Origin of the sequence: Aquisalimonas lutea, assembly GCF_030409225.1 — a bacterium.
Taxonomy (GTDB): domain Bacteria; phylum Pseudomonadota; class Gammaproteobacteria; order Nitrococcales; family Aquisalimonadaceae; genus Aquisalimonas; species Aquisalimonas lutea.
In genome coordinates this window covers 742,355-768,131 of record NZ_JAUFPK010000001.1, presented here as the reverse complement: position 1 = coordinate 768,131, position 25,777 = coordinate 742,355, and the positions used below count along the sequence as shown (strand labels likewise).

General features: G+C 69.7%; 20 protein-coding genes. 11 read left to right on the top strand and 9 right to left on the bottom strand.

Annotation, left to right across the window (positions count from 1 at the left end; genetic code table 11):
* Positions 1 to 12 precede the first annotated feature (12 nt).
* From QWY84_RS03670 to def, 9 genes are all read right to left on the bottom strand, one after another.
* Entirely contained in the window at positions 13 to 327 is a 315-nt protein-coding gene (locus QWY84_RS03670; protein WP_290201099.1) for a tetratricopeptide repeat protein, read from the bottom strand.
* Between the two features lie 94 nt (positions 328 to 421).
* On the bottom strand, positions 422 to 1,873 hold the full coding sequence (locus QWY84_RS03665) for a TrkH family potassium uptake protein (RefSeq protein ID WP_290201098.1): 1,452 nt from the start codon (positions 1,871 to 1,873) through the stop codon (positions 422 to 424).
* Between the two features lie 17 nt (positions 1,874 to 1,890).
* Positions 1,891 to 3,267 carry a Trk system potassium transporter TrkA gene (gene trkA / locus QWY84_RS03660; RefSeq protein WP_290201097.1) on the bottom strand — a complete coding sequence of 459 codons (1,377 nt, stop codon included), beginning with the start codon at positions 3,265 to 3,267 and terminating at the stop codon, positions 1,891 to 1,893.
* A gap of 69 nt (positions 3,268 to 3,336) precedes the next feature.
* Positions 3,337 to 4,698 carry a sigma-54-dependent transcriptional regulator gene (locus QWY84_RS03655; RefSeq protein WP_290201096.1) on the bottom strand — a complete coding sequence of 454 codons (1,362 nt, stop codon included), beginning with the start codon at positions 4,696 to 4,698 and terminating at the stop codon, positions 3,337 to 3,339.
* Positions 4,695 to 6,893, bottom strand: coding sequence for a sensor histidine kinase (locus QWY84_RS03650; protein WP_290201095.1), 2,199 nt, complete (start codon positions 6,891 to 6,893; stop codon positions 4,695 to 4,697). The genes QWY84_RS03655 and QWY84_RS03650 overlap by 4 nt, the downstream gene beginning before the upstream one ends.
* Positions 6,875 to 7,465, bottom strand: a complete 591-nt coding sequence (locus tag QWY84_RS03645) for a DUF4390 domain-containing protein (protein ID WP_290201094.1) — start codon at positions 7,463 to 7,465, stop codon at positions 6,875 to 6,877. Before QWY84_RS03645 ends, QWY84_RS03650 begins: the two co-directional genes overlap by 19 nt.
* Complete coding sequence (rsmB, locus tag QWY84_RS03640; protein ID WP_290201093.1) at positions 7,462 to 8,784, bottom strand: 16S rRNA (cytosine(967)-C(5))-methyltransferase RsmB; 1,323 nt, start codon at positions 8,782 to 8,784, stop codon at positions 7,462 to 7,464. The genes QWY84_RS03645 and rsmB overlap by 4 nt, the downstream gene beginning before the upstream one ends.
* Positions 8,784 to 9,725: a methionyl-tRNA formyltransferase gene (gene fmt / locus QWY84_RS03635; RefSeq protein WP_290201092.1), complete on the bottom strand. Its 942-nt coding sequence runs from the start codon at positions 9,723 to 9,725 to the stop codon at positions 8,784 to 8,786. The genes rsmB and fmt overlap by 1 nt, the downstream gene beginning before the upstream one ends.
* A 149-nt stretch (positions 9,726 to 9,874) precedes the next feature.
* Positions 9,875 to 10,378: a peptide deformylase gene (def, locus tag QWY84_RS03630; RefSeq protein WP_290201091.1), complete on the bottom strand. Its 504-nt coding sequence runs from the start codon at positions 10,376 to 10,378 to the stop codon at positions 9,875 to 9,877.
* 130 nt (positions 10,379 to 10,508) lie between these two features.
* Between def and QWY84_RS03625 the strand changes: the two genes are divergently transcribed.
* The 11 genes from QWY84_RS03625 to lpdA all read left to right on the top strand — a co-directional run bounded on the left by QWY84_RS03625 (position 10,509) and on the right by lpdA (position 25,440).
* Positions 10,509 to 11,540: a LysM peptidoglycan-binding domain-containing protein gene (locus QWY84_RS03625; RefSeq protein ID WP_290201090.1), complete on the top strand. Its 1,032-nt coding sequence runs from the start codon at positions 10,509 to 10,511 to the stop codon at positions 11,538 to 11,540.
* A 6-nt stretch (positions 11,541 to 11,546) separates the two neighbouring features.
* Positions 11,547 to 12,653 (top strand): DNA-processing protein DprA, encoded by a 1,107-nt coding sequence (gene dprA, locus QWY84_RS03620; RefSeq protein WP_290201089.1) that lies wholly within the window; start codon positions 11,547 to 11,549, stop codon positions 12,651 to 12,653.
* A gap of 6 nt (positions 12,654 to 12,659) precedes the next feature.
* A complete protein-coding gene (locus tag QWY84_RS03615; RefSeq protein WP_290201088.1) occupies positions 12,660 to 13,136 on the top strand; it encodes a Smg family protein in 477 nt (158 codons plus the stop codon).
* A gap of 112 nt (positions 13,137 to 13,248) precedes the next feature.
* Positions 13,249 to 15,570 (top strand): DNA topoisomerase I, encoded by a 2,322-nt coding sequence (locus QWY84_RS03610; RefSeq protein ID WP_290201087.1) that lies wholly within the window; start codon positions 13,249 to 13,251, stop codon positions 15,568 to 15,570.
* A 4-nt stretch (positions 15,571 to 15,574) separates the two neighbouring features.
* A complete protein-coding gene (tsaC, locus tag QWY84_RS03605) occupies positions 15,575 to 16,123 on the top strand; it encodes an L-threonylcarbamoyladenylate synthase type 1 TsaC (RefSeq protein ID WP_290201086.1) in 549 nt (182 codons plus the stop codon).
* A gap of 12 nt (positions 16,124 to 16,135) precedes the next feature.
* Complete coding sequence (gene hemF / locus QWY84_RS03600) at positions 16,136 to 17,053, top strand: oxygen-dependent coproporphyrinogen oxidase (protein ID WP_290201085.1); 918 nt, start codon at positions 16,136 to 16,138, stop codon at positions 17,051 to 17,053.
* Between the two features lie 87 nt (positions 17,054 to 17,140).
* Positions 17,141 to 17,857 carry a hypothetical protein gene (locus tag QWY84_RS03595; RefSeq protein WP_290201084.1) on the top strand — a complete coding sequence of 239 codons (717 nt, stop codon included), beginning with the start codon at positions 17,141 to 17,143 and terminating at the stop codon, positions 17,855 to 17,857.
* A 288-nt stretch (positions 17,858 to 18,145) separates the two neighbouring features.
* Positions 18,146 to 18,772, top strand: a complete 627-nt coding sequence (locus QWY84_RS03590; protein WP_290201083.1) for a DUF502 domain-containing protein — start codon at positions 18,146 to 18,148, stop codon at positions 18,770 to 18,772.
* 206 nt (positions 18,773 to 18,978) lie between these two features.
* A complete protein-coding gene (gene aceE, locus QWY84_RS03585; protein WP_290201082.1) occupies positions 18,979 to 21,636 on the top strand; it encodes a pyruvate dehydrogenase (acetyl-transferring), homodimeric type in 2,658 nt (885 codons plus the stop codon).
* 64 nt (positions 21,637 to 21,700) lie between these two features.
* A complete protein-coding gene (gene aceF, locus QWY84_RS03580) occupies positions 21,701 to 23,425 on the top strand; it encodes a dihydrolipoyllysine-residue acetyltransferase (RefSeq protein ID WP_290201081.1) in 1,725 nt (574 codons plus the stop codon).
* Positions 23,426 to 23,658: 233 nt separating this feature from the next.
* Positions 23,659 to 25,440, top strand: coding sequence for a dihydrolipoyl dehydrogenase (gene lpdA, locus QWY84_RS03575; RefSeq protein ID WP_290201080.1), 1,782 nt, complete (start codon positions 23,659 to 23,661; stop codon positions 25,438 to 25,440).
* The last annotated feature ends 337 nt before the right edge of the window (positions 25,441 to 25,777 follow it).

Sequence of the window (25,777 nt, the reverse complement as noted above, 5' to 3'; positions counted from 1 at the left end):
GCCCTGCCGCGGTCACGACGACTGCTTGTCCAGCCGCTTGCGGAAGACTTCCATCTCCTTGGCCGCCTGCAGGTCGCCCTTGTCGCGGGCGATGCGGATGCCGTCGTCGTAGGCCGCGCGGGCGCCGTCCGGGTCTCCCGCCGCGGCCAGCGCCTGACCCAGCGCCTTCCAGGCGGCCGAGTAATCGGATTGCTGCTCCAGGGCGCGACGGAGATGCTCCACGGCCTCCTCGTGGCGCCCTTCCTTGAGATAGCCCTGTCCGAGGGACAGGCGGAGCATGGGGGAGTCCTGGCCGGAAGCCAGCAGCTGTTCCAGGCGATCAAGCATGGGTCGTCTCCGCGCCGGGGTACGGTGCAGGGATGCGGCCGCTGCCGGCGTTTTTCAACCGGGCGCCCGGGGGCCGGCCTCCCGGGCCTTGCCGTCAGCGGCGCCAGAACGCCGGGGTGAAGAGCACCAGCAGCGTGAACACCTCCAGGCGGCCCAGCAGCATGGCGAACATCAGCACCCACTTGGCCACGGGGCCGAGGCCGCCGAAGTTGTCCGCCACACCACCGAGCCCCGGTCCCAGGTTGGTAATGGTGGCGGCCACCGCCGAGAACGCCGTGACCTGATCCAGGCCCGTGCCCATGAGCACCAGCATCATCAGGGCGAACAGGGCGATGTACGCCGCGAAGAATCCCCAGACGGCATTGATCACGCGCTCGTCCACGGCCCGCCGGCCCATCTTCACCAGTACCTGGGCCTGGGGATGGATGAGCCGCAGGATCTCGCGGTAGCCCTGCTTGAGCAGCAGCACGAAACGCACCACCTTGATGCCGCCCGCCGTGGACATGGCGCAGCCGCCGATGAACGCGGCCATGATCAGCAGCACCGGCAGGAACACCGGCCAGCCTGCGAAATCGGTGCTGGCAAAGCCGGCGGTGGTGGCGATGGAGACCACCTGGAAGACCCCGTGATGCGCCGTGTCCAGCCAGCCCGCCTCTTCCCCGGTGACGAACAGGGTGACGGTGACCACGGCGGCGAGGGTGGCCAGGATCGCCAGGTACCAGCGGACCTCGGTATCCCGCAGGTAGTGGCGCAGGGAGCGGTCGCGCCAGGCGACGAAGTGCATGGCGAAGTTGATGCCCGCGATGATCATGAAGATCACGCAGATCAGCGAGATCACGGGGCTGTCGAAATGGCCGATGCTGGCGTCGTAGGTGGAGTAGCCGCCGATGGCCACCGTGGAGAAGCTGTGGCCGATGGCGTCGAACACGCTCATGCCCGCCAGCCAGTACGCCAGCCCGCAGGCGATGGTCAGGCTCAGGTAGATGTACCACAGCGCCTTGGCCGTCCCGGCGATGCGGGGCGTGAGCTTGGTGTCCTTGACCGGCCCCGGGGTCTCGGCCCGGTACAGCTGCATGCCGCCGACGCCGAGCATGGGCAGGATGGCCACGGCCAGCACGATGATGCCCATGCCGCCGAGCCACTGCAGCTGCTGGCGGTAGAAGCGGATGGAATGGGGCAGCTCCTCGATGCCGGCGAGCACGGTGGAGCCGGTGGTGGTCAGCCCGGAGAGGCTTTCGAAGGCCGCGTCCGTAAGCGGGATGGCCGGGTCCTCGGCCAGGTAGAGGGGCAGCCCCCCGGTGATCCCCAGGACGACCCAGAACAGAACGACCACCAGGAAGCCGTCCCGGGTGCGCAGATCGTAGCGGGCATTGCGCACGGGCAGCCACGCCAGTCCGCCCACGGCCAGGATGACCGCGAACGACGCCAGGAAGGGCACCAGCCCCGGGTCGCCGTACAGCACTGACACCAGCGCGGGCGGCAGCATGGTGATGCTGAACAGCATCAGCAGGAGGCCGACAATGCGCAGGACCGCGGAAAGATGCATGGAAGGCTGCCCGCCCGTCAGATAAAGGTAACGCCCACCTGGAACAGGCGCTCGACCTCGGGGATGCGCCGCTTGTCCACCAGGAACAGGATTACGTGATCCTCGGGCTCGATCACGGTGTCGTGATGGCCCATGATGACCTCGTCACCGCGCACCACGCAGCCGATGGTGGTCCCCGGCGGCAGGGGGATGTTCTCGATGCGCCGGCCCACCACCTGCGACGAGCGGGCGTCGCCGTGGGCCACGGCCTCGATGGCCTCGGCGGCGCCGCGGCGCAGGCTGTGCACCATGACCACGTCGCCCCGGCGGACATGGGCCAGCAGGGTGCCGATGGTGGCCTGCTGGGGCGAGATGGCGATGTCGATATCCTCGCTGCCCTGGACCAGGTCGACATAGGCCGGGCGGTTGATCAGGGACATGACCATGCGGGCGCCGCGCCGCTTGGCGAGCATGCCGGAGAGGATATTGGCCTCGTCGTCGTCGGTCAGCGCGCAGAAGATGTCGGTGTTCTCGATGTTCTCCTCGAGCAGCAGCTCCTCGTCTGCGGCATCGCCCAGCAGCACGATGGAGCGGTTGAGCTCCTCGGAGATGGCCCGGGCCCGCCCGGCCGAGCGCTCGATGATCTTGACCTGGTAGCGGGCTTCCAGGGCCTGGGCCAGGCGCTTGCCGATGTTGCCGCCGCCGGCGAGCATGATGCGCTTGACGGGCTTGTCGAGCCGGCGGAGCTCGCTCATGACCGCGCGGATATTCTTGCGCGCGGCGACGAAGAAGACCTCGTCGCCGGCCTCGATCACCGTATCACCCTCCGGGATGATGGCCTTGCCCCGCCGGAACAGCGCCGCCACGCGGGTCTGTACTCGCGGCATGTGCTCGCGCAGGGTGCGCAGCGCCTGGCCCACCAGCGGCCCGCCGTAGTAGGCGCGTACCGCCACCATGCGCACCTTGCCCCCGGCGAAGTCGAGCACCTGCAACGCACCCGGATGCTCGATCAGGCGCTTGACGTACTGGGTCACCAGCTGTTCCGGGCTGATGAGCACGTCCACCGGCAGGGCTTCCGGCGAGAACAGCTGCGGGTAGGCGAGATACTCCGGCGCCCGCACCCGGGCGATCCGCGTGGGCGTGTGGAACAGCGTATAACCCACCTGGCAGGCGATCATGTTGGCTTCGTCACTGCTGGTGACGGCGATCATGAGGTCGGCGTCGTCGGCGCCGGCGCCCTTGAGCACCGGCGGGTGCGTGGCGCTGCCCACCACCGTGCGCAGGTCCAGGCGATCCTGCAGGTCCTGCAGGCGCCGGCCGTCGGTATCCACCAGCGTGACGTCGTTGGCCTCGCTGGCCAGGTTCTGCGCCAGCGAGCTGCCCACCTGGCCGGCACCGAGGATGATGATCTTCATTGGCGGCAATCCACGCTGGGGGCCATAGGGAAACGCTGAATCATTCCCGCGTGCTTGCTAAGCGGGACACTAGAAGTCGTGCGGATCAATCCCCAGGGCCTTCAGCTTGCGGTAAAGGTGCGTGCGTTCCATGCCGGCAAGCTTGGCCAGCTCGCCGACACTCCCCCCGGCCTCGCGCAACTGGTGCTGGAGGTACATGCGCTCGAAATCCTCGCGCGCCTCGCGCAGCGGCTGATCGAACGGCATGGCCCGGGCATCCGGTGCCGTGCCCGTGCCGGCACCCAGCGCCGCATCCACCTCGCCGGCGCTGATCTCCTCGCCCTCGCCGAGGATCAGCAGGCGCTGCACGAGGTTCTTGAGCTCGCGCACGTTACCGGGCCAGGGATAGCCACGCAAGCGCGCCACCGCCGCCTCGGAGAAGCGCCGCCGGGGCAGCTTCTCCCGGGCGATGAACCGCTCCAGGTAGAAATCCAGCAGCTCCGGGATGTCCTCCGGGTGCTCGCGCAGGGGCGGGATGCGCAGCGGCACGACATTGAGGTGGTAGTAGAGGTCCTCGCGGAAACGGCCCTCGCGGACCTCGGCTTCCAGATCCGTGCGGGTGGCGGCCAGGACGCGCACGTCCACCGCCACCGGCTCCTCGCCACCCAGCCGGTGGAACTTCTGCCCGGTCAGCGCGCTGAGCAGGCGCACCTGGGCGCCCATGTCCAGGTCCGCGACCTCGTCGATGAACAGCGTCCCGAGATTGGCCTGTTCCAGCCGTCCGTAGCTCACGCGCCCGTCGCGCTCGCTGCCGAACAGCTCCGGGGCCGCGGTACTGCTGCCCGCCAGGGAACCGGCGGCGACCTCGACGAACGGCCCTTCGCGACGGGGGCTGTGCTCGTGCAGGTAGCGGGCGAAATTGCGCTTGCCGCTGCCCGCCTCGCCGGAGATCAGCACCCAGGTGTGGTGGCTGGCGATACGCCGGGCCTGGGAGCGCAGCTCGGCCATGACCGCGCTGCGGCCCACCGGATCGACGAGGCCGTCGCTCTCGGCCCGCAGGCCGCGGTTCTCCCGGGCGAGGCGATCCGCCTCCAGGGCGCGCTCGACCACCAGAAGCAGCTTGGCCAGCGACAACGGCTTCTCGAGAAAGTCATAGGCGCCGAGACGGGTCGCCTCGACGGCGGACTCGATGTTGCCGTGCCCGGAAATCATGACCACCGGGCAGGGCAGCCCGCCGCCCTCGGACCACTCCTTGAGCAGCCCGATACCGTCGGTATCCGGCATCCAGATGTCCAGGAGGATGAGATCGGGACGGCGCTCCCGCAGGGCCTGGCGGGCACCGTTGGCATCGGCCGCCGCGCGCACCTGATAGTCCTCGTCCTCCAGGATCTCCTGGACCAGGCTGCGGATGTCCACCTCGTCATCGACGACCAGGATGTTCGGCGCGCTCATTGTCCCCCCTTGGCGATACGCTCCAGCGGCACCACCTCCGGCATGGGCAGCCGCACGGTCACGCAGGCGCCCGCGCTCAGGTTCTCGGCCGTGATGCTGCCGTTATGCTCTTCCACGATCTTCTTGACAATGGGCATGCCCAGTCCCGTTCCCTTGGCCTTGGTCGTGACATAGGGCTCGAAGAGATGATCCATGACCTCTTCGCCGAAGCCGGGTCCGTGGTCGGCAACCTGGAGCTCGATGCCGTGGAAGCCCGGGTCGTCCCGGTGCCGGGTCCGCAGCACCAGGTGGCAACGCTCCCCCGCCGGGGTCGCCTCGACGGCGTTCTTGATCAGGTTGTGCAGCAGCTGCCGGATACGCCCGACGTCTACCAGTATGCCGGGCAACGCCTCGTCCAGATCCAGCTCGATCCGCGGCCCGTCCTCGCTGCCCCGGTAGAGGTCCGCGACCTCCTGCACCACGCGGTTGAGCTCGACCATGGCCAGCTCCAGGCGCGGCGGGCGGGCGTACTCGTTGAAGGCATTCACCATGGCCTTCATGGCCGAGACCTGCTGGATGATCGTCTCCGTGGAGCGCTCCAGCACCTCGGCATCGCGCCCCTCGAGCCCCGGCTCCAGCTTGCGTCGCAGCCGCTCGGCCGCGAGCTGGATCGGCGTCAGCGGATTCTTGATCTCGTGGGCCAGCCGGCGCGCCACCTCGCCCCACGCGGCATCGCGCTGGGCCTGGATCAGGGCGGTGACGTCGTCCACCACGATCACGTGGCCGCCGCCCCCCTGGCCGCCCGGCAGGGTGGCGCCGCTGCACGTGAGCACCTGCCGGCCCTGGGGCCCGAACAGGCTGAGCTCTTCCCGCCACTCGGAGTCCTGCCCCTCCATGCGCCGGTTCACCAGGGCCACGAAGGGCTCCAGGTGCGGGTGATGCTCGGTGACCATGAGCAGCGGCTTGCCGCTGTAGGAGCGCAGGTTGAGCCCGAAGATCTGCCCGGCGGCATGATTCCACGTGCGGATATTGCCGGCGCCGTCCAGGGCGAGAACCCCCGACGACAGGCGCGCCAGCACCGTCTCCAGGTAGGCGCGCTGGTTCTCCACCTGGGCCTGGCTGCCCTTGGCCTCGTCCCGGGCCTGGGCCACGCGGCGGCTCATCTCGTTGAACGAGCGCACCAGGAAGCCCAGCTCGTCGTTGCCCGCCGGCGGCAGCTGCCGGCCGTAATCCCCGGCGGCCACCGCCGCCGTGCCCTCGGCCAGCGAGCGCACGGGCTCGACCAGCCGCCGGGCGGCGTAGAAGGCGGACCACACCGCGAACAGCAGGCTCAGGAGCAGCACCAGGGACAGCGTGATGGTGAAGGTTTCCTTGAGGGGGCGGCTGAGGTAGCTCACCTCCCGGTAGGCGGCGTAGGCGTTCTGGACCTGCTCCGCCAGATCGTTGAGCCGCGGCGGCACGGCGTAGAGGGTCTGCAGGATGCGCTGGTCCGGCGCCCCCTGGGCACCCGCCGCGGGCACGAGCACGCGGATATGCAGGCCCTCGTCGCCGATGGGATCGAGGCCCACGTAGGGCCGCCCCATGCGCACCTGGAGGAGCACGTCGTCCTCGGGCAGATGCGGCAGGATGGCCGCCTCCGGCTCGCGGCTGCTGGTGGCGATGATGCGGCCGCTGGAGCGCATGACCGTCATCTCCGAGGCGCCGTCGCGCTCCCGGAGCCGCTCCAGAACCAGGGGCAGCAGGCCGTCGGGGACATCCGCCAGCTCCCGCGCGGAGCGCTCGGTGCGCTCCAGCAGCTCGCGTTTGCGCACGTCGAACGACGCCTGGGACAGCCGCAGGGCGGCGTCCAGCGCCTGCTGCTCGCTGCGCTCGCTGAACCAGGCATCGATGCCCCGGTCGAGGAACTGGATGGAGAAGTAGTAGACGACGCTGACCGGGACCACGGCCAGGACGATGAACATGGTCACCAGGCGCACGGTGATGCGGCTGCCGGCCTGCCCGCGGCGGCGCTGCGCCAGCAGCCGCCAGAGGTTGTAGGCGATGAGCAGCACCAGGGCCACCAGGGCGACGCTGTTGACCACCAGCAGCCAGGGGTAGAGCTCCCCGAACAGCTCGGAGTTCCGCGTGGCGAGGCTGAGCAGGTAGAGGGAACCGAGCAGGAGCAGACACAGTGTCAGCCGGAAGACGGTCCCGGGCTTCATCCATCCAGCGGCCATGAGTACCACTCGCTCGCAAGACGCCACTCGGGGGAGACCAGGGCGACGGTCCGCAGCGGATACGGCAGGGCATCCACGTCCAGCCGGGCGCGCACCTGCAGGACGTAGTCACCGTTGCCCTGGATGCGCACCCGGTCGATGGCGCGATGGCCGACCATGCTGGCCCAGGCGTTCAGGGCGGCGTCGCGCCGGAAGAACGTGCGCTGCTCGCCGGTGTCGTGATGCATCACGACATACCGCCTCGACAGGGCGTGGTACCGGAGCTCGGTGCGGACGTCCGAGCCGGCCAGCTCCGAGTCCCACCACCAGTCCCGCACGCGCAGCACGCGGACCTGCATCTGCAGCGCCAGCGGCACGCCGCTCTCCAAGGCGTCCTCGGCCTCGCGGCTGAGGCGGACATCGAAGCGCGCATCGACGTAGACGCCGCTGTCGTCGTTGCGCACGTCGGCGCCGGCCAGGGTGAATCCGGGCCCGGCGGCAACGGCCGGCGCGGACACCGACATCAGCACGATGACCGTCACCAGCAGCGCGTGTCGCGGACAGAGGATGGAATGGGGCGCCCGTGTCGTCATTGTTTTCCAAGGCACGCGTAGTAGAAGCCATCCATTCCGGCGTCGCCGCAGAGAATCTGCCGGCCGAACTCCTGCGCCCTGCCCCAGTCGCCCGCGATCGGGTGAACGGCCACGTCGCTCCGCGCTCCGGCAAAGGCACCGACAACCCCTTCATTTTCCTCCGGCAGCATGGAGCAGGTCGCGTAGACCAGCATACCCCCCGGCGCCAGCAGGGGCCAGGCCGCGGCCAGCAGTCGGGCCTGCAGCCCGGGCAGGCTGAGCAGGTCGTCCGGCTGGCGCAGCAGCTTGATGTCCGGGTGGCGGCGGATCACCCCGGTGGCGGAGCAGGGCGCGTCCAGGAGAATGCGCTGGAAGGGCCGGCCGTCCCACCAGGCCTCCGGCGCGGTGCCGTCCCCCGCGACCAGGCGCGCTTCCAGCTCCAGGCGCTCCAGGTTCTCGCGCACCCGTCCCAGGCGGCGCTCGTCGTGGTCCACCGCCGTCACGCTGGCGACCTCCGGCTGGTACTCGAGGATATGGCAGGTCTTGCCGCCCGGCGCGGCGCACAGATCGAGAACGCGGTCCCCCGGCTGCGGATCCAGCAACGCGGCCGCCTGCTGCCCGGCGGCGTCCTGGACGGATACGGCGCCGGAATCGAAAGCCGGCAGCCGCTCCACGGGCACCGGCTCATCCAGTACCAGGGCATCGCCAGCCGCCGGGTGCGGGCTCGCGGCGTGCCCGGCGTCGGCCAGGCGCTGCCGGTAGGCCTCGCGGCTGCCCTGGCGGCGGTTCACCCGCAGCGTCATGGGCGGGCGCTCGTTGTTCGCTGCCATCACGGCCTGCCAGTCGCCGGGCCAGGCACGCCGCGCGGCATCCACCAGCCACTGCGGATGCGCGTGGAGCGCGGTCTCCACCCGCTGCCACGCGGCCTCCAGATCGGCGCGCTCGGCCAGGCACCGGCGCAGCACCGCATTGACCAGCCCGCCGGCCCAGCGCCGGCCCAGGGCGCGGGCGGCGGCCACCGTTTCCGACACGGCCGCGTGATCGGGAATGCGGGTGGCCAGGCACTGGTAGACCCCGACCACCAGCAGGGCGTGGACGTCCCGGTCCCGCTTGCGCAGGGGCCGCTCCAGGAGCTGCTCGAGCACCCACGCCAGGCGTGGGTACCACCGCAATGCGCCGTAGGCGAGCTCCTGGGCCAGGGCCCGCTCGCCCGGGGCGACCCGCTGCAGCACCTCCGGCAGCACATCGGCCAGGGAGCGCCCCCCGCACACGCCGTCCACCGCCTGTGCAGCGCCCTGCCGGGCCGTGGCGGAGCGGCGCTGGCGTCCGGTGCGAGCCATCAGCGGAAACGCGTCCCGGCCGGTACGGCATGGCCGTTGACAAAGGCGGCCGCGGGCAGGGGCCGACCGCCCGGCGCCTGCAGCTCCAGCAGGCGCAGCGTGCCGCGGCCGCAGGCCACGTCGATGCCGTCGGGTCCGGCCGCCGTTACCACCCCGGGGGCCTCGCCGGCCGGCGTCGCCAGCGGCCGGGCCCGCCAGATGCGCAGCCGGGCCCCGTCCCAGTCCGTCTCGGCCACGGGCCACGGGTTGAACGCCGCGACCCGGCGCGCGATGCCGACGGCGTCCTCGTTCCAGTCAATCCGTGCTTCCGCCTTGTCGAGCTTACGGGCATACGTCACCCCCGCCGCCGGCTGCGGTTGCGGCGCCAGGTCGCCCTCCAGGAGGGAATCCAGATCGGCCCGCAGAAGCTCCGCGCCCAGCTCCGCCAGGCGGTCGTGCAGCGTGCCCCCGGTGTCCTCCGGCCGGATGAGCGTCCGCCGGCAGTCGTATACGGGACCCGTATCCAGGCCCGGCTCCATGCGCATCAGGCACATCCCGGTCTCCTCATCCCCGGCCAGCAGCGCCCGCTGGATGGGCGCAGCGCCACGCCAGCGGGGCAACAGCGAGGCGTGCAGGTTGACGCAGCCCTGCGCCGGCAGCGACAGGACCGCCTCCGGCAGGAGCAGCCCGTAGGCCACCACCACCAGCAGATCCGGCGCCGCCGCGACCATGGCGGCCCGCTGGTCCGGGGTGGCCAGGGCATCCGGCTGATGCACCGGCACCCCGGCCTCGCCGGCCACGGCCTTGACCGGCGCGGGCCGGGGCCGGCGGCCCCGGCCCGCCGGCCGATCCGGCTGCGTCCAGACACCGACGACATCGTGCTCCGAGGCCAGCAGCGCGCGCAGCGCCGGGACGGCGAACTCCGGCGTTCCGGCGAAGGCGATGCGGGACCGTTGCGTCATGCTGGTGTCCTGTAACCCGGGTTCGTTGGATTTTGCCTGACCTCCGGGCCGCCGGGGCAAGGCCGTCGGCCCGACGGCGCGGCGCCCCCTGCGGCGAGGGCCGGCAACGCCGCACACCAGCGAACTCGCTACGGGTTCCGGCCGGACTCTCAGGCCGACAGGCGCGTATGCTTGATCAGCTTGCGGTGGGCCCGCTTGCGCTTGAGCTCGGAGAGGTGGTCGAGGAAAAGCTTGCCGTCGAGATGGTCGATCTCATGCTGCAGGCACACGGCCAGGAGGCCGTCCGCCTCGATCTCCAGCGGATCGCCGTTGCGGTCCAGGGCACGTACCCGCACCCGCTCGGCCCGTTCCACGTAATCCTGGTAGCCGGGCACGGACAGGCAGCCCTCCTGGCCGCGTTCGGCGCCGGTCGCCTCCACGATCTCCGGGTTGACCAGCACGCGGGGCTCGTCGTGATTGTCGGAGACGTCGATGACGATGACGCGCTCGTGGACATCCACCTGGGTCGCCGCCAGGCCGATGCCGGGGGCATCGTACATGGTCTCCAGCATGTCGTCCGCCAGCGTCCGGATGCGGTCGTCCACCGCGTCCACGGGGCGGGCCACGGTCCGCAGACGGCTGTCGGGGTACTGCAGAATCTCGAGTTTGGGCATGGTTCCGTTGCGCAGCTGAGCAGTTCAGGTTAGCGTAAAGTCTAGAATCATAAGTGACCCGCAGGCAATTCGGAAACGTAGTGTCGGCAACCTGCCTGCAACACCCGCCGACATCGGACAAGGATTACCCATGCGTATCAGGATGCTTATTGCGCTGTTGTGCGGGCTTTCGCTGACGGCACCGCTGGCGCTCGCCAACGAGGACGCGTTCCGCGACGACCACCCGGAGCGCTATACCGTCGAGCGCGGCGACACCCTCTGGGATATCTCCGAGCGCTTTCTGGACAGCCCCTGGCTGTGGCCGGAGATCTGGCACGTCAACCCGGAGATCGACAACCCGCACCTGATCTATCCGGGCGACGAGATCCGTCTCGTGTACATCGACGGCGAGCCGCGGCTGACCGTCGACCGGGGCCAGCGCACCGTGCGCCTGTCCCCCGAGGTGCGCGAGGAGGAGCTCGAGCCGGCGATCAACACCATTCCCATGGAGGCCATCCGGCCGTTCCTGGATCGCAGCCGGGTGGTCGACGAGGGCACCCTGGAAGACGCGCCGTACGTGGTGGCCGGCGAGGAGGAGCGCGTGCTCGCCAGCCGCGGCGACAATATCTACGTCCGGCGGCTGCCGGAGGGCGACAACCGCGGCGAGACGTTCGCCATCGTCCGCCGGGGGGATCCGTACATCGACCCGGAAACCGAGGAGGTCCTCGGCTTCGAGGCGCGCTACCTGGGCGACGCCCGCATCACGCGCCAGGGCGATCCGGGCACCGCCCGGGTGACGCGCAGCAACCGCGAGATCCGCGCCGGCGACCGCCTGCTCGAGACCACCTCCGGGGCGATCCGCACGAACTTCCAGCCGCGGGCGCCCGAGCAGGATATCGAAGGCTACATCATCGACGTCATGGACGGCGTCAGCCAGATCGGGCAGTTCGATGTCGTGGTGCTCAACCGCGGCAGCCGCGACGGCCTCGAGGAAGGCAACGTGCTCGCCGTCTACAAGGCCGGCCGCGAGGTCGATGACGACATCGCGGACGAGACGGTCACCCTGCCGCAGGAACGCGCCGGGGAGCTCATCGTCTTCCGCGTCTACGACAAGCTGAGCTTCGGGCTCGTCATGAACGCCACCCGGGCCATGAGCAACATGGACATGGTGCGCAATCCCTGAGGGTCCATGAGCGAGCAGCACGCCTGGCTTGCCCTGGTACGGACACCGGGCCTGGGCTCGGCACTGGCCGCCTCCCTGCTGGAACGATTCGGCTCGCCCCGGGCCGTGCTGGATGCGGGCCCGGAGGCCTGGCGGCGGGCGGGGGCGACGGCCGCCGCCGTCGACGGGCTGCGCAACCCGGACGAGGAAGGCATCCAGCTGGACCAGGCCTGGCTCGCGGCCGGCGCCGACCACCACCTCATCACCCGGGATGACCCCCGCTATCCGGCCCTGCTGCGGGAGATCCCGAACCCGCCGCTGTGCCTGTTCGTCAACGGCGACCCCGAGGTCCTCGCGCTGCCCCAGCTGGCCATCGTGGGCAGCCGCAACCCGACCCCCGGGGGCCGGCGCACGGCGCGGGAATTCGGCCGCCACCTCGCGGGCCGCGGGCTGACCATCACCAGCGGCCTGGCCCTGGGCGTGGATGCGGCGGCACACCAGGGGGCCCTGGACGCGGGCGGGCCCACCGTGGCCGTGACCGCCACCGGACCGGACCGTGTCTATCCCGGGCGCAATCGCTCGCTTGCCCACGCCATCGCCGCCGACGGCGCGGTGGTCACCGAGTTCCCCTGCGGCACGCCCGCCCGCGCCGGCCACTTCCCCCGGCGCAACCGCATCATCAGCGGGCTGGCGGCCGGCACCCTGGTGGTCGAGGCGAGCCCCCGCTCCGGCTCGCTGATCACGGCCCGCTACGCCCTGGAACAGGGACGCGAGGTCTTCGCCATCCCGGGGTCCATCCACAATCCGCTGGCCCGCGGCTGCCACCGGCTCATCCGCGACGGCACGGCCAAGCTGGTGGAGCAGGCCGACGAGATCCTGGAGGAGCTGCCGGCGCTGCTGCGACCGCAGGACTGCGGGACCGGGGCGGACGAGGCACCGGCCGAGCCGGCTGCGGAGCTGGATGCGGAGCACCGCCGGGTCCTGGAGGCGGTGGGCCATGACCCCGTCCCCCTGGAGACCGTGTTGCAACGCACCGGATTGACGGCCGATACGGTTTCCTCCATTCTCCTGCTACTGGAACTCTCTGGCCGAGTCGAAGCGATGCCCGGCGGGCGCTATATCCGGGCGGGATAGAGATTGATGAAGGAAAACGTGTTCGACGTCCTGATGTATCTGTTCGAGAACTACCTCTACGACGACGAACCGCAACCGGACCGCGATTCCCTCGAGGGCGAGCTTTTCGAGGCAGGTTTTCATCCCGGCGAAGTGCGCCGCGCTTTCGCATGGCTGGACGACCTGGCCAACACCAGGGAGCTCCCGGGCGGGGCCGCGCTGAACGGCAGCCGCTCCGTGCGCCTGTTCACCGAGTCCGAGTCCACCAAGCTGGACCTGGAGAGCCGCGGCTTCATCCTCTTTCTCGAACAGATCGGCGTGCTGACCCCGGTCAGCCGTGAGGTGGTCATCGACCGGCTCATGGCGCTGGACGATGACGACATCGACCTGGACCAGGTGAAATGGGTCACCCTGATGGTGCTGTTCAACCAGCCGGGCCAGGAAGAAGCCTTCGCATGGATGGAGAATTATCTGTTCGACAACCCGGTGCACCTGATCCACTAGAACGCGAGCACGCCGCCCCGTCCGCACCCGGCGCAGGCATCACGCCCCGGGGCGCGGCGCCGACAACCTGTCCAGCAATCGAGCACCCTGCACCGCGGGGTTTTATTTTCCCATGAGCAAGTATCTGGTCATCGTCGAATCACCGGCGAAAGCGAAGACGATCAACAAGTACCTGGGCCCCGAGTACCAGGTGATGGCCTCGTACGGGCATGTGCGCGACCTGGTGCCGAAGGAGGGGGCGGTGGATCCCTCCCGGGACTTCGCCATGCAGTACTCGGTCATCGACAAGAACAAGAAGCACGTCGACGCCATTGCCAAGGCCCTGAAGAAGGCCGACGCCCTGTACCTGGCCACGGACCCGGACCGCGAGGGCGAGGCCATCTCCTGGCACCTCTACGAGCTCCTGCGCGAGCAGGGCCTGCTGGACGACAAGCCGGTGCGCCGGGTGGTCTTCCACGAGATCACCGAGCGCGCCATCCAGGAGGCCCTGCACAACGCCCGGGACCTGTCCATGGACCTGGTCAACGCCCAGCAGGCACGCCGCGCCCTGGACTACCTGGTGGGCTTCAACCTGTCGCCCCTGCTGTGGCGCAAGATCCACAGCGGCCTGTCGGCCGGCCGGGTGCAGTCCCCCGCGCTGCGCATGATCGTCGAGCGCGAGGAGGAGATCGAGGCGTTCGAGCCCCGGGAATACTGGACCATCGAGTCGGACCTGAAGAAGGAGGAGCAGCCGTTCCAGGCCAAGCTGACCTACTTTCAGGGCGAGAAGCTCGAGCAGTTCAGCATCGACAACGAGACCCGCGCCACCGAGGTGGAGCAGGCCCTCACCCAGGCGGGCCGGGACGGGCTGCCGGTCAGGAAGGTGGAGCGCAAGCAGCGCCGGCGCAATCCGGCGGCACCGTTCACCACCTCGACACTGCAGCAGGAGGCCTCCCGCAAGCTCGGCTTCGGCGCCCAGCGCACCATGCGGGTGGCGCAGCAGCTCTACGAGGGCATCGACACGGGCAGCGGCGCGGTGGGCCTGATCACCTACATGCGCACGGACTCCGTCAACCTCGCCCAGGAAGCGGTCCAGGACATGCGTGCCGTCATCCAGGAGCGCTTCGGCAAGGACAAGCTGCCCGGCTCGCCGCAGGTCTACCGCACCAAGGCCAAGAACGCCCAGGAGGCGCACGAGGCGGTGCGCCCCACGTCCGCGGGGCGCCACCCGGACGAGCTGCGCCATCAGCTGACCCAGGACCAGCACCGGCTCTACGAGCTCATCTGGAAGCGGGCGCTGGCTTCCCAGATGATCCACGCCACCATCAACACGGTATCCGTGGACCTGGCGTGCGGCGAAGGCAACGTCTTCCGCGCCACGGGCTCCACGGTCGCCGACCCCGGGTTCATGGCGGTCTACCAGGAGGGTGTCGACGACGCCAAGGCGGACAGCAACGACCGCATCCTGCCGCCGCTGGAAGAGGGCGACGTGGTGTCGCTGGTGCAGATCCGCCCGGAGCAGCATTTCACGGAGCCGCCGCCGCGCTACAGCGAGGCGAGCCTGGTGCGCACCCTGGAGGAATACGGCATCGGCCGGCCCTCGACCTACGCCAGCATCATCTCGACGCTGGTCAACCGCGAATACGTGGAGCTGGAGAACCGGCGCTTCCGGCCGACGCCCATCGGGCGCGTGGTCAACAAGTTTCTCACCGACCATTTCACCCAGTACGTGGACTACGACTTCACCGCGCGGCTGGAGGATGACCTGGACGAGATCTCCCTGGGCCACAAGGACTGGGTGCCGCTGCTGCGGGACTTCTGGGAGCCCTTCAAGGCCCGGGTGGAGGAGAAGAAGGACATCTCCCGCGAGGAAGTGGTCCAGGCCCGGGAGCTGGGCACGGATCCGGAATCGGGCAAGCCCGTCCAGGTGCGCGTGGGCCGCTACGGGCCGTTCGTGCAGCTGGGCACCAAGGACGACGCGGAGAAGCCCCGCTTCGCCGGCCTGCGGCCCGGCCAGCGCATGGACACCATCACCCTGGACGAGGCCCTGGCCCTGTTCCAGCTGCCCCGGGATCTGGGCGAGACCGACGAGGGCGAGCCCATGCAGGCGAGCATCGGCCGTTTCGGCCCGTACGTGAAATACGGCAGCAAGTTCGTCTCGCTCAAGGAGGACGACCCGTACACCATCACCCCCGAGCGGGCGAAGGAGGTGGTCGCCGAGAAGAAGCGCGAGGACGCCAACCGCATCATCAACGAGTTCGACGGCGGCATCCGCGTGCTGCGGGGGCGCTACGGCCCCTACGTCACCGACGGCAAGAAGAACGCCAAGATCCCCAAGGACGTGGAGCCGGAATCGCTGGATCTGGCGGCGTGCCAGGACCTGCTCGCCAAGGCCCCGGAGCGCAAGGGCAAGCGCAAGGCTCCGGCGAAGAAGCGCACGGCGAAGAGCGGCTGAAACCGTGAATCCACGGCTGCTGGAGGCACAACGGGTCCTGCGGCGGGGTGGCCTGATCGCCTACCCCACGGAGGCGGTCTTCGGGCTCGGCTGCGACCCGCTGGACCGGGCGGCGGTCACGCGCCTGCTCCGGCTGAAGGGCCGCTCGCCGGGCAAGGGAGTCATCCTCCTGGCCGGCACCATCGATGCGCTGCTCCCCTACCTGGCCGCCACGGACGAGCAGCTCGACCGCGCCCAGGCCACCTGGCCCGGTCCGGTGACCTGGACTCTCCCCTGCCGGGCGGATGTACCGGTGTGGCTGCGCGGCGGCCGCCGCACGCTGGCCGTGCGGGTCACGGCCCATCCCGTGGCGGCGCAGCTGAGCAACGATTTCGGCGACGCCCTGATCTCCACCAGTGCCAACCGCAGCGGCGCGCCGCCGGCGCGCACCGCCCGGGAGGCCCGGTGGCGCCTGGGCAGCGCCCTGGACACCGTGGTCCCCGGTGCCACCGGCGGGCGCGAGCGCCCCACGGAGATCCGGGACGGCGTCACCGGCGCCGTACTGCGCCACTGAGCGGAGCCTGCCATGAGCCAGCCCGACCCGGACGCCGTCAGGACCTACCTCCTGGCCCTCCAGGACAAGCTCTGCGCCAGCCTCGAAGGCGAGGACGGCGCGGCGCGCTTCCACGAGGACGCCTGGCAGCGAGCCGAGGGCGGCGGCGGCCGCTCGCGGGTGCTCCACCGCGGCGCGGTGTTCGAGCAGGCCGGCATCAACTTCTCCCACGTGCACGGCGACAGCCTGCCGCAGGCCGCATCGGAACGCCGCCCGGAGCTGGCCGGCCGCAGCTTCCAGGCCCTCGGCGTGTCGCTGGTGATCCATCCGTACAACCCGTACGTGCCCACGGCCCACGCCAACGTGCGCTTCTTCATCGCCGAGCGGCCGGACGCCGCGCCGGTGTGGTGGTTCGGCGGCGGATTCGACCTCACCCCGTACTACGGCTTCGACGCCGACTGCCGGCACTGGCACGCCACCGCCCGGGCGGCGTGCGAGCCCTTCGGCCCGGACGTCTATCCGCGCTACAAGGCCTGGTGCGACGACTACTTCCACCTGCCCCACCGCGGCGAGCAGCGTGGCATCGGCGGGTTGTTCTTCGACGACCTGGGCGACTGGGGCTTCGATCGCTGCTTCGCGTTCATGCAGTCCGTGGGGGATCACTTCGAGCCGGCCTACCTGCCCATCGTCCGGCACCGGCGGGCAACCGGTTACGGCGAGCGGGAGCGCCAGTTCCAGCTCTACCGGCGCGGCCGGTACGTCGAGTTCAACCTGCTGTTCGACCGCGGCACGAAGTTCGGCATCCAGTCCGGCGGGCGCACGGAATCCATTCTCATGTCACTGCCGCCGCTGGCGCGCTGGGAGTACGGCTATCAGCCGGAGCCGGGCTCCCCGGAAGCCGAGCTCACCACCCGGTATCTGACGCCGCGGGACTGGTTGAGCGACGCCTGAAGACAAGTGACCCGCGCGCGCCCGGCGCACACTGCCCTCCAGGCAGAATGGTTCGCGAGGGCAGCGGTCATGGCGGGCGAAGCGCAAGTGACGACACTGTACAATGCCGATCTCCGCGTGGTGATCCGGCACCTGATGGGCCAGCCGGAGTCGGCCCGGGACCGCATTGGCGCCCGGCACCGGCGTGTTCTCTCCCTCTATTGCGCCGGCTGGTGCCAGGGCCTGCCGTTCGCCGGCCTGATCCGCGACCCCGACGGCGACGCCGAGGTGGTTGCCTTCGGCGACGCAGCGGGAACCCTGCCGGCCGCCGCCTGGCGCAGCATCCGGCTGCGGGCCCTGCGGTGCACGCCGGACGCGGTCTGGCACCACCCCTTCCCGCTGGAGACGGCCGCCGACTACACCGCCCAGGAAACGGCGCTGGTGGAGCATCTGCGCCAGCACGCCGCCGACGCCGGCTGGACCACCGGTACCCCCGACGAGACGCTGCGTCCGGCAGCGGACCCGCGCACCGGCGACGCATCGTTCTGCTTGCATCCGCCGGTACTGGGCACGGCCTCCGTGCCGCGCTGGAGCCCGGACCCGGACGAGCCGCCGCGCTACATCCGTGTCTTCCCCGGGCGCATCGCCTACCGCGGCGAGCGCTACACGGTCACCGGCGCCGAGGCCGTGGACCCGCGCGACCAGCGCCTGCTCATGGCGTACCGCGGTGGCCACCGGCAGGCGGCCGCCGAGCTGTGGCTCAACGACCAGGGCCGCATCGTCGCCAATACGCGGCCCCAGCGGGCGCGCGACTCGTCGTCCTGAGCCCGTCCCCGGGCCCGCGCCGCCGGCGCGGGCCCGGAGGATCCTCCGCCCCGACCCGAGCTCTTCCCCCGACCGGGAGTTACGGCCCTGGCGGCACTGCCGCCGAGCACCGTGATCCACCAGCGCCGGGGGCAGGCCATGCACTGAATCTTCCCATCGGTACCCTGCCCGGTTCACACTTCCGCTATCCTGGCTCCGGCCTGCCCGGGACAACGGGAACTCCCGCCATGGCGGGAGCGTACCTTGCCGGCACTCTGCTTGACCGATCAACTGGAAGGAGCACGACGCATGCGCCATCTGAGCAGTATCTTCCTGAAGGGACTCGCGGCGATCCTGCCGGTGTTCGTTACCGTCTACCTGGTGGTATGGATCGCGCGCACGGCGGAGAACGTCCTGGGCGGGATCATCCGCTTCATCCTGCCGGAGAGCTGGTACATCCCGGGCATCGGCCTGCTGCTCGGCATCGGGCTGATCTTCGCGGTGGGCGTGCTGCTGCAGGCCTACCTAATCCGCCGGCTGTTCGACGTCGGCGAGGCCCTGGTGCACCGGATCCCGCTGATCAACACGGTCTACTCGGCGGTCCAGGACCTCATGGACTTCATCTCCCGCAGCAATCGCCAGCAGGCATCCCAGGTGGTGCTGGTACGGGTCCATCTCGGGGAGGTTTCCGGCCGCCTGATGGGCTTCGTCACCCGGGAGGAGTGGGCCGGCCTGCCGGACAACATGGCCGACGACGGCGAGGTGGCGGTGTACATGCCCATGAGCTATCAGATCGGCGGCTATACGCTGATCCTCCCCCGCAGCCACCTGGAACCCGTGGACATGGGAATCGACGAAGGCATGCGCTTCGCGTTGACCGCGGGCATGTCCACCCAGGCGAATCGTGGCGCATCGCAACATACACCACGGGAATAAATCCTTGTCCGACCACGGCAAAATACCCTGTGGCCAGCGGGGGACGGGCCTTCTATGATGGGACACGACAACGAGGAGAAGCACACACATAACCACGCCTGATCTTCCGGTACCCCCGCTCACGAGGCGGCGGGTCGTGTCCCGTCGCTGCACCACAGCGACGCCGGCGCCACCGGAAGCACCGGGCCCCACCATGAGGCGGTTCCATGGCTGAGAAGCTGGACGATATCGATCCCCAGGAGACAGGTGAGTGGCTGGAAGCCCTGGAAGCAGTGATCGAGATGGAGGGGCCGGAACGGGCCCACTACCTGCTCGAGACGCTGGTGGACAAGGCCCGCCGCCGGGGCGGTCATATCCCGTTCAAGTCCACCACTGCCTATCTGAACACCATTCCGCCGCACATGGAGAAGCGCTCGCCCGGCGACCACGCCCTGGAGTGGCGCATCCGCTCGATCATCCGCTGGAACGCCATGGCCATGGTGCTCCAGGGCAACGAGGCGCGCCCGGGCGTCGGCGGCCACATCGCCAGCTTCGCCTCCAGCGCCACCCTCTACGACGTCGGCTTCAATCATTTCTGGCGCGCGCCCACGGACAACCACGGCGGCGACATGGTGTTCATCCAGGGGCACTCCTCGCCCGGCATCTACGCCCGCTCCTACCTGGAGGGGCGCCTGGACGAGGAGCACCTGCGCGGCTTCCGCCAGGATGTCGGCGGCAAGGGGGTCACCTCGTACCCGCACCCCTGGCTGATGCCGGACTACTGGCAGTACCCCACGGTGTCCATGGGGCTGGGGCCGATCATGGGCATCTACCAGGCGCGCTTCATGAAGTACCTCCACGACCGGGGCATCGTCGACACCTCGGACCGCAAGGTATGGGTGTTCATGGGTGACGGCGAGATGGACGAGCCGGAATCCCTGGGCGCCATCGACGTGGCCGCGCGCGAGGGCCTGGACAACCTGATCTTCGTCATCAACTGCAACCTGCAGCGCCTGGACGGCCCGGTGCGCGGCAACGGCAAGATCATCCAGGAGCTCGAGGGCGAGTTCCGGGGCGCCGGCTGGAACGTGCTCAAGGTGATCTGGGGCTCCTACTGGGACCCGCTCCTGGACAAGGACGACAAGGGCCTGCTGCGCAAGCGCATGGAAGAGGCCGTCGACGGCGAGTACCAGAACTTCAAGGCCAAGGGCGGGGCGTACACGCGCGAGAACTTCTTCGGCAAGTACCCGGAGCTGAAGGACATGGTGTCCAACATGTCCGACGAGGACATCGCGCGCCTCAACCGCGGCGGTCACGATCCGCACAAGGTCTATGCCGCCTACCACGCCGCCGTGAACCACACCGGCCAGCCGTCGGTGATCCTGGCCAAGACGGTCAAGGGCTACGGCATGGGCCAGTCCGGCGAAGGCCAGAACATCGCCCACCAGCAGAAGAAGATGGGCATCGAGGCGCTGCGCCACTATCGCGACCGCTTCGAGATCCCCATTCCCGACGAGGAGCTGGAGAAGGCGCCGTTCTACAAGCCCGCCGAGGACAGCCCGGAGATGAAATACCTCCACGAGCGGCGCCAGGCGCTGGGCGGCTACCTGCCGCAACGGCGGACCGACGCGCCGGCGCTGGAGGTGCCGGAGCTGTCGGCGTTCGACCTCCTGCTCAAGGAGTCCGGCGAGCGCGAGATGTCCACCACCATGGCCTTCGTGCGCATCCTGGCCATCCTGACCCGGGACAAGAAGCTGGCCCAGCACATCGTGCCCATTGTCCCGGACGAGGCGCGCACCTTCGGCATGGAGGGGCTGTTCCGGCAGATGGGCATCTACTCCTCGGTGGGGCAGCTCTACGAGCCCGAGGACTCGGACCAGCTCATGGTCTACAAGGAGAGCAAGAAGGGGCAGATCCTCCAGGAGGGCATCAACGAGGCCGGAGCGTTCAGCTCCTGGATCGCCGCGGGAACGAGCTATTCCAACCACGGCATCCACATGGTGCCCTTCTACGCCTACTACTCCATGTTCGGCTTCCAGCGTGTCGGCGACCTGGCCTGGGCGGCCGGCGACATGCAGGTGCGGGGCTTTCTCATGGGCGGCACCGCCGGGCGCACCACCCTCAACGGCGAGGGTCTGCAGCACCAGGACGGGCACAGCCACCTGCTGGCCTCGACCATCCCCAACTGCGTGGCCTACGACCCGACCTTCCCCTACGAGATGGCGGTGATCATCCAGGACGGCATGCGGCGCATGTACCAGGTGGGCGAGAACGTTTTCTACTACATCACCATGATGAACGAGAACTACCCGCAGCCCGCCATGCCCGAGGGCGCCGAGGAAGGCATCCGCCGGGGGATGTACCTGTTCCGCGCGGGCGGCCGCGGCAAGAACAAGGTCCAGCTCATGGGCGCCGGCACCATCTTCCGGGAGGTCATCGAGGCCGCCGATGTGCTCAAGAGCGACTGGAAGGTGGACGCCGACATCTGGGGCTGCCCGTCGTTCAACGAGCTGCGCCGGGACGGGCTCGAGGTGGAGCGCTGGAACCTGCTCCACCCGGACAAGAAGCCCAAGTCCAGCTGGGTGGAGCAGCAGCTCAAGGGCCGCAAGGGGCCGGCCGTGGCCGCCACCGACTACATGCAGGCGGTGCCCGACCAGATCCGGGGGTACATGGATCGGCGCTTCTACGTCCTCGGCACCGACGGCTTCGGCCGCTCGGACACGCGCGAGCAGCTGCGCCATCACTTCGAGGTGGACCGCTACTACATCACCGTGGCAGCGCTGAAGGCCCTGGCCGACGAGGGCCAGCTGGATACCGCCACGGTGACCAAGGCCATCAAGAAGTACGGCATCGACCCGGACAAGCCGAACCCGGCCCGGGCGTAAACCGGCATCCCTGCGCCCGGGGCCTGCCGCGCCCCGGGCCGAGACGTCTGAGAAGGACCCGCTCATGGCCACGAAGACGATTACGGTTCCCGACATCGGTGATTTCGACGCCGTCGATGTCATCGAAGTCCTGGTCTCCGACGGCGACGCCGTCGAGGCCGAGCAATCCCTCATCACCCTGGAGTCGGACAAGGCGACCATGGAGGTGCCCGCGCCGGAGGCCGGCACCGTCAAGGGCGTGAAGATCAAGGTGGGCGACCAGGTCAAGGAGGGCGACGCCATCCTGGAGCTGGAGCCGGCGGAAGGCGACACCGGCGGCGAGCCGGCCGCACCCGCGGCCGGCGAGGCCGACAGCGGCGCCGCGGACGCCTCTCCGGACGAGGCGGAGGCGAGCGCTCCACCGCCGGAAGACGGCGGCAGCCAGACGGTCACCGTCCCGGATATCGGCGATTTCGACAAGGTGGACGTCATCGAGGTGCTGGTCGGCGAGGGCGACTCCGTGGAGCCGGAGCAGTCGCTGATCACCCTGGAATCCGACAAGGCCACCATGGAGGTGCCCGCCCCGGCCGCGGGCACCGTGGGCCCGGTCCACGTCAAGGTGGGCGACAAGGTCGGCAAGGGCGATGCCATCCTGGAGCTCCGGGGTGCCGGCGGTGGTACGGCACCGGCTGCCGGCAAGGGCGCCTCTACGGCGCCGGAGCCGGCCGCTTCCGGGGCCGCAGACAAGGAGCCGGAAGCGCCGGCCGGTGCAGCGCCCCGCGAGCCGGCGCCGGTGGAGCATCCCGTCCACCAGGTGGAGGCGGACGCCGCCCCGGTGGAGACCCAGCGCATCGACAGCGAGGGGCACAAGCGGGCCCATGCCTCGCCGGCGGTACGGCGCTTCGCCCGGGAGCTGGGCGTGGATCTCGGCAATCTGTCGGGCAAGGGCTCGGGCCGCAAGGGCCGCATCCTCAAGGAGGACGTCCAGAACTACGTCAAGGGCCTGGTCCGGCAGGTGCAGGACGCCGGCGGGGCGGCCGCGGCTGCCCCGGCACCGGGGGGAACGGGAGGGACAGGGATCCCGCCCATTCCGCCGGTGGACTTCAGCAAGTTCGGCGAGGTCGAGGAAGTCCCGCTGTCGCGGATCAAGAAGCTCTCCGGGCCGCACCTGCAGCGCAGCTGGCTCAATCTGCCGCACGTCACGCAGTTCGACGAGGCGGACATCACGGAGCTGGAGACGTTCCGCAAGGCGGAGAAGGACGCCGCCGAGAAGGAAGGCGTCAAGCTCACGCCGCTGGCCTTCCTGGTCAAGGCATCGGCCGGCGCCCTGGCGACCTACCGGGAGTTCAACAGCTCCCTGAAGCCCGAGGGCGACGCCCTCATCGTCAAGCACTACATCAACATCGGCGTGGCGGTGGATACGCCCCAGGGCCTGGTGGTGCCGGTGATCAAGGATGCCGACCGCAAGGGCGTCTACGACATCGCCCGGGACCTGGCCACGCTCAGCGGCAAGGCGCGCGACGGCAAGCTGGGGCCGGCGGACATGCAGGGCGGGACGTTCAGCATCTCCAGCCTCGGCGGCATCGGCGGCACGGCGTTCACGCCCATCATCAACGCGCCCGAGGTGGCGATTCTCGGGGTGTCGAAGTCGGAGATGAAGCCCAAGTGGAACGGCGAGGAGTTCGAGCCGCGGCTGATGCTGCCGCTGTCGCTGTCCTATGACCACCGGGTCATCGACGGCGCCGCGGCGGCGCGGTTCACCGCGCACCTGGCCGGGCTGCTGGCGGACATGCGGAAGCTGCTGCTTTGATGGCGATGGGCCGGGTCTGTGGTGCCCCGACCCGGGGGCGGGGACGGGGTGATCGGGTGGCGGACACGCCGTGAGTACATCCCTGTAGGCTTGTCTGCGATCATCCAGGATCGCCGACAATCCGCCACCCGATCACCCCGCCCCTGCCTGTGCCGGCTTCTGCCGTCAGACAATGCACCGTCCCCGGCTCCTCGGATCCGGGGCGCGCCACCGAACAACAGAAGGATCCGACCATGGCGACGACAACGATTACGGTTCCCGACATCGGCGATTTCGACGCCGTGGATGTCATTGAAGTGCTGGTGAGCGAGGGCGATACCATCGAGCCCGAGCAGTCGCTGATCACCCTGGAGTCCGACAAAGCCACCATGGAGGTCCCGGCCACCACCGGCGGCACGGTGACGTCGCTGAAGATCAAGGTCGGCGATCAGGTGAAGAAGGGCGACGCCATCGCCGAGGTGGAGCCCGCCGAAGGCGGCGCCGCGGCATCGGCGCCGGAAACGCCGAAGGAAGAGGACACGAGCGAGACGGCCCCGGCGGCCGGGAAGGCGGAGAAAGCGCCCGAGGCGCCGAAGGAGGCGCCGGCCGCGTCCGCGGACATGCCCGCGGACGCCGACTGCGACGTGGTGGTCATCGGCGCCGGCCCCGGGGGCTACACCGCGGCCTTCCGGGCCGCCGACCTGGGCCTGAAGACCATCCTGGTGGAGCGCTACGACACCCTGGGGGGCGTGTGCCTGAACGTGGGCTGCATCCCCTCCAAGGCCCTGCTGCACGTCGGCCACGTGCTCGACACCGCCGAGCAGTTCAAGGACCACGGCGTGGTCTTCGGCAAGCCGAAGCTGGAGCTGGACAAGCTGCGCGACTGGAAGAACCAGGTGGTGGGCAAGCTCACCGGCGGCCTGGCCTCCATGGCCAAGCAGCGCCAGGTGGAGACGGTCACAGGCACGGCCCGCTTCAGCGGGGCGCACCAGCTGGAGGTCGAGGGCAAGGACGGCAGCCGCACCATCACCTTCCGCCACGCCATCGTCGCTGCCGGCTCGCGGCCGGTGGCCCCGCCGGGCATGGACCTGGACGACCCGCGGGTGATGGACTCCACCGACGCCCTCAAGCTGGAGGAGATCCCGAAACGGCTGCTGGTCGTCGGCGGCGGCATCATCGGCCTGGAGATGGCCACGGTCTACGAGGCCCTGGGCTCGAAGGTCACCGTGGTGGAACTCCTGGACCGCATCATGGCCGGGCCGGACAAGGACGTGGTGCGCCCCTTCGAGAAGCGCGTGCGCAGCCGCTACGAGAATATCTTCACGGGCACCAAGGTGACCGGCATGGAGGCGCTCAAGAAGGGCATCAAGGTCTCCTTCGAGGGCAAGGATGCCCCGGAGACGGACACCTTCGACCGCGTACTGATCTCGGTGGGGCGGCGTCCCAACGGCGATCTCGTCAACGCCGAGGCGGCGGGTGTGACCGTCGACGGCGGCTTCATCCCGGCGGACGAGCACCTGCGCACGAACGTGCCGCACATCTTCGCCATCGGCGATGTCATCGGCCAGCCCATGCTCGCCCACAAGGCCACCCACGAGGCCAAGGTGGCCGCCGAGGTGATCGCCGGCCACAAGAGCGCGTTCGATGCCCGGGTCATCCCGAACGTGGCCTACACGGACCCGGAGGTGGCCTGGGTCGGGCTCACCGAGGCGGAGGCGAAGGAGCGGGGCATCAAGGTCGACAAGGGCACCTTCCCCTGGGCCGCCAGCGGCCGGGCCCTGGCCATGGGCCGCGAGGAGGGCATGACCAAGCTGCTGTTCGATGCCGACACCGGGCAGGTGGTCGGGGGCGCCATCGTCGGCGTCTCCGCCGGGGATCTCATCGCCGAGGTGGCCCATGCCATCGAGATGGGCAGTGATGCCACCGACATCGGCCTCACGGTCCACCCCCATCCCACGCTCAGCGAGACGGTGGCGTTCGCCGCGGAGATGGCGGAAGGGACCATCACGGACCTGTACGTGCCGAAGAAGAAGTAGGGGCCGCTTCGTCAAGTCAGTGCCGAGATTCGGCTTTGGTTGGGGATGTGCCGGAGAGCGCGAGCCCAGATGCGCCGTCACGCGGGCCCGTGCTGGGGGTCGGAATGCGGTTGGGGCTCCGCAGCTCCGCTTACGGCGCCTGCTTCCGGTGAAGCAGGCGCCTATCCTCCGCTCCGGCCTGGCCGGCTGACAGCACATCCCTGTGCTGACAGCCGGTGGCGGCATCCCTGCCGCCACCCCTTCGGGGCCGGACGGCCTGCGCTCCGGCGCTGCGCAAAGTCGCCCCAACCGCATTCCGACCCCCAGCACGGGCGAGGCGGCATAGCAGCCTCGTGGC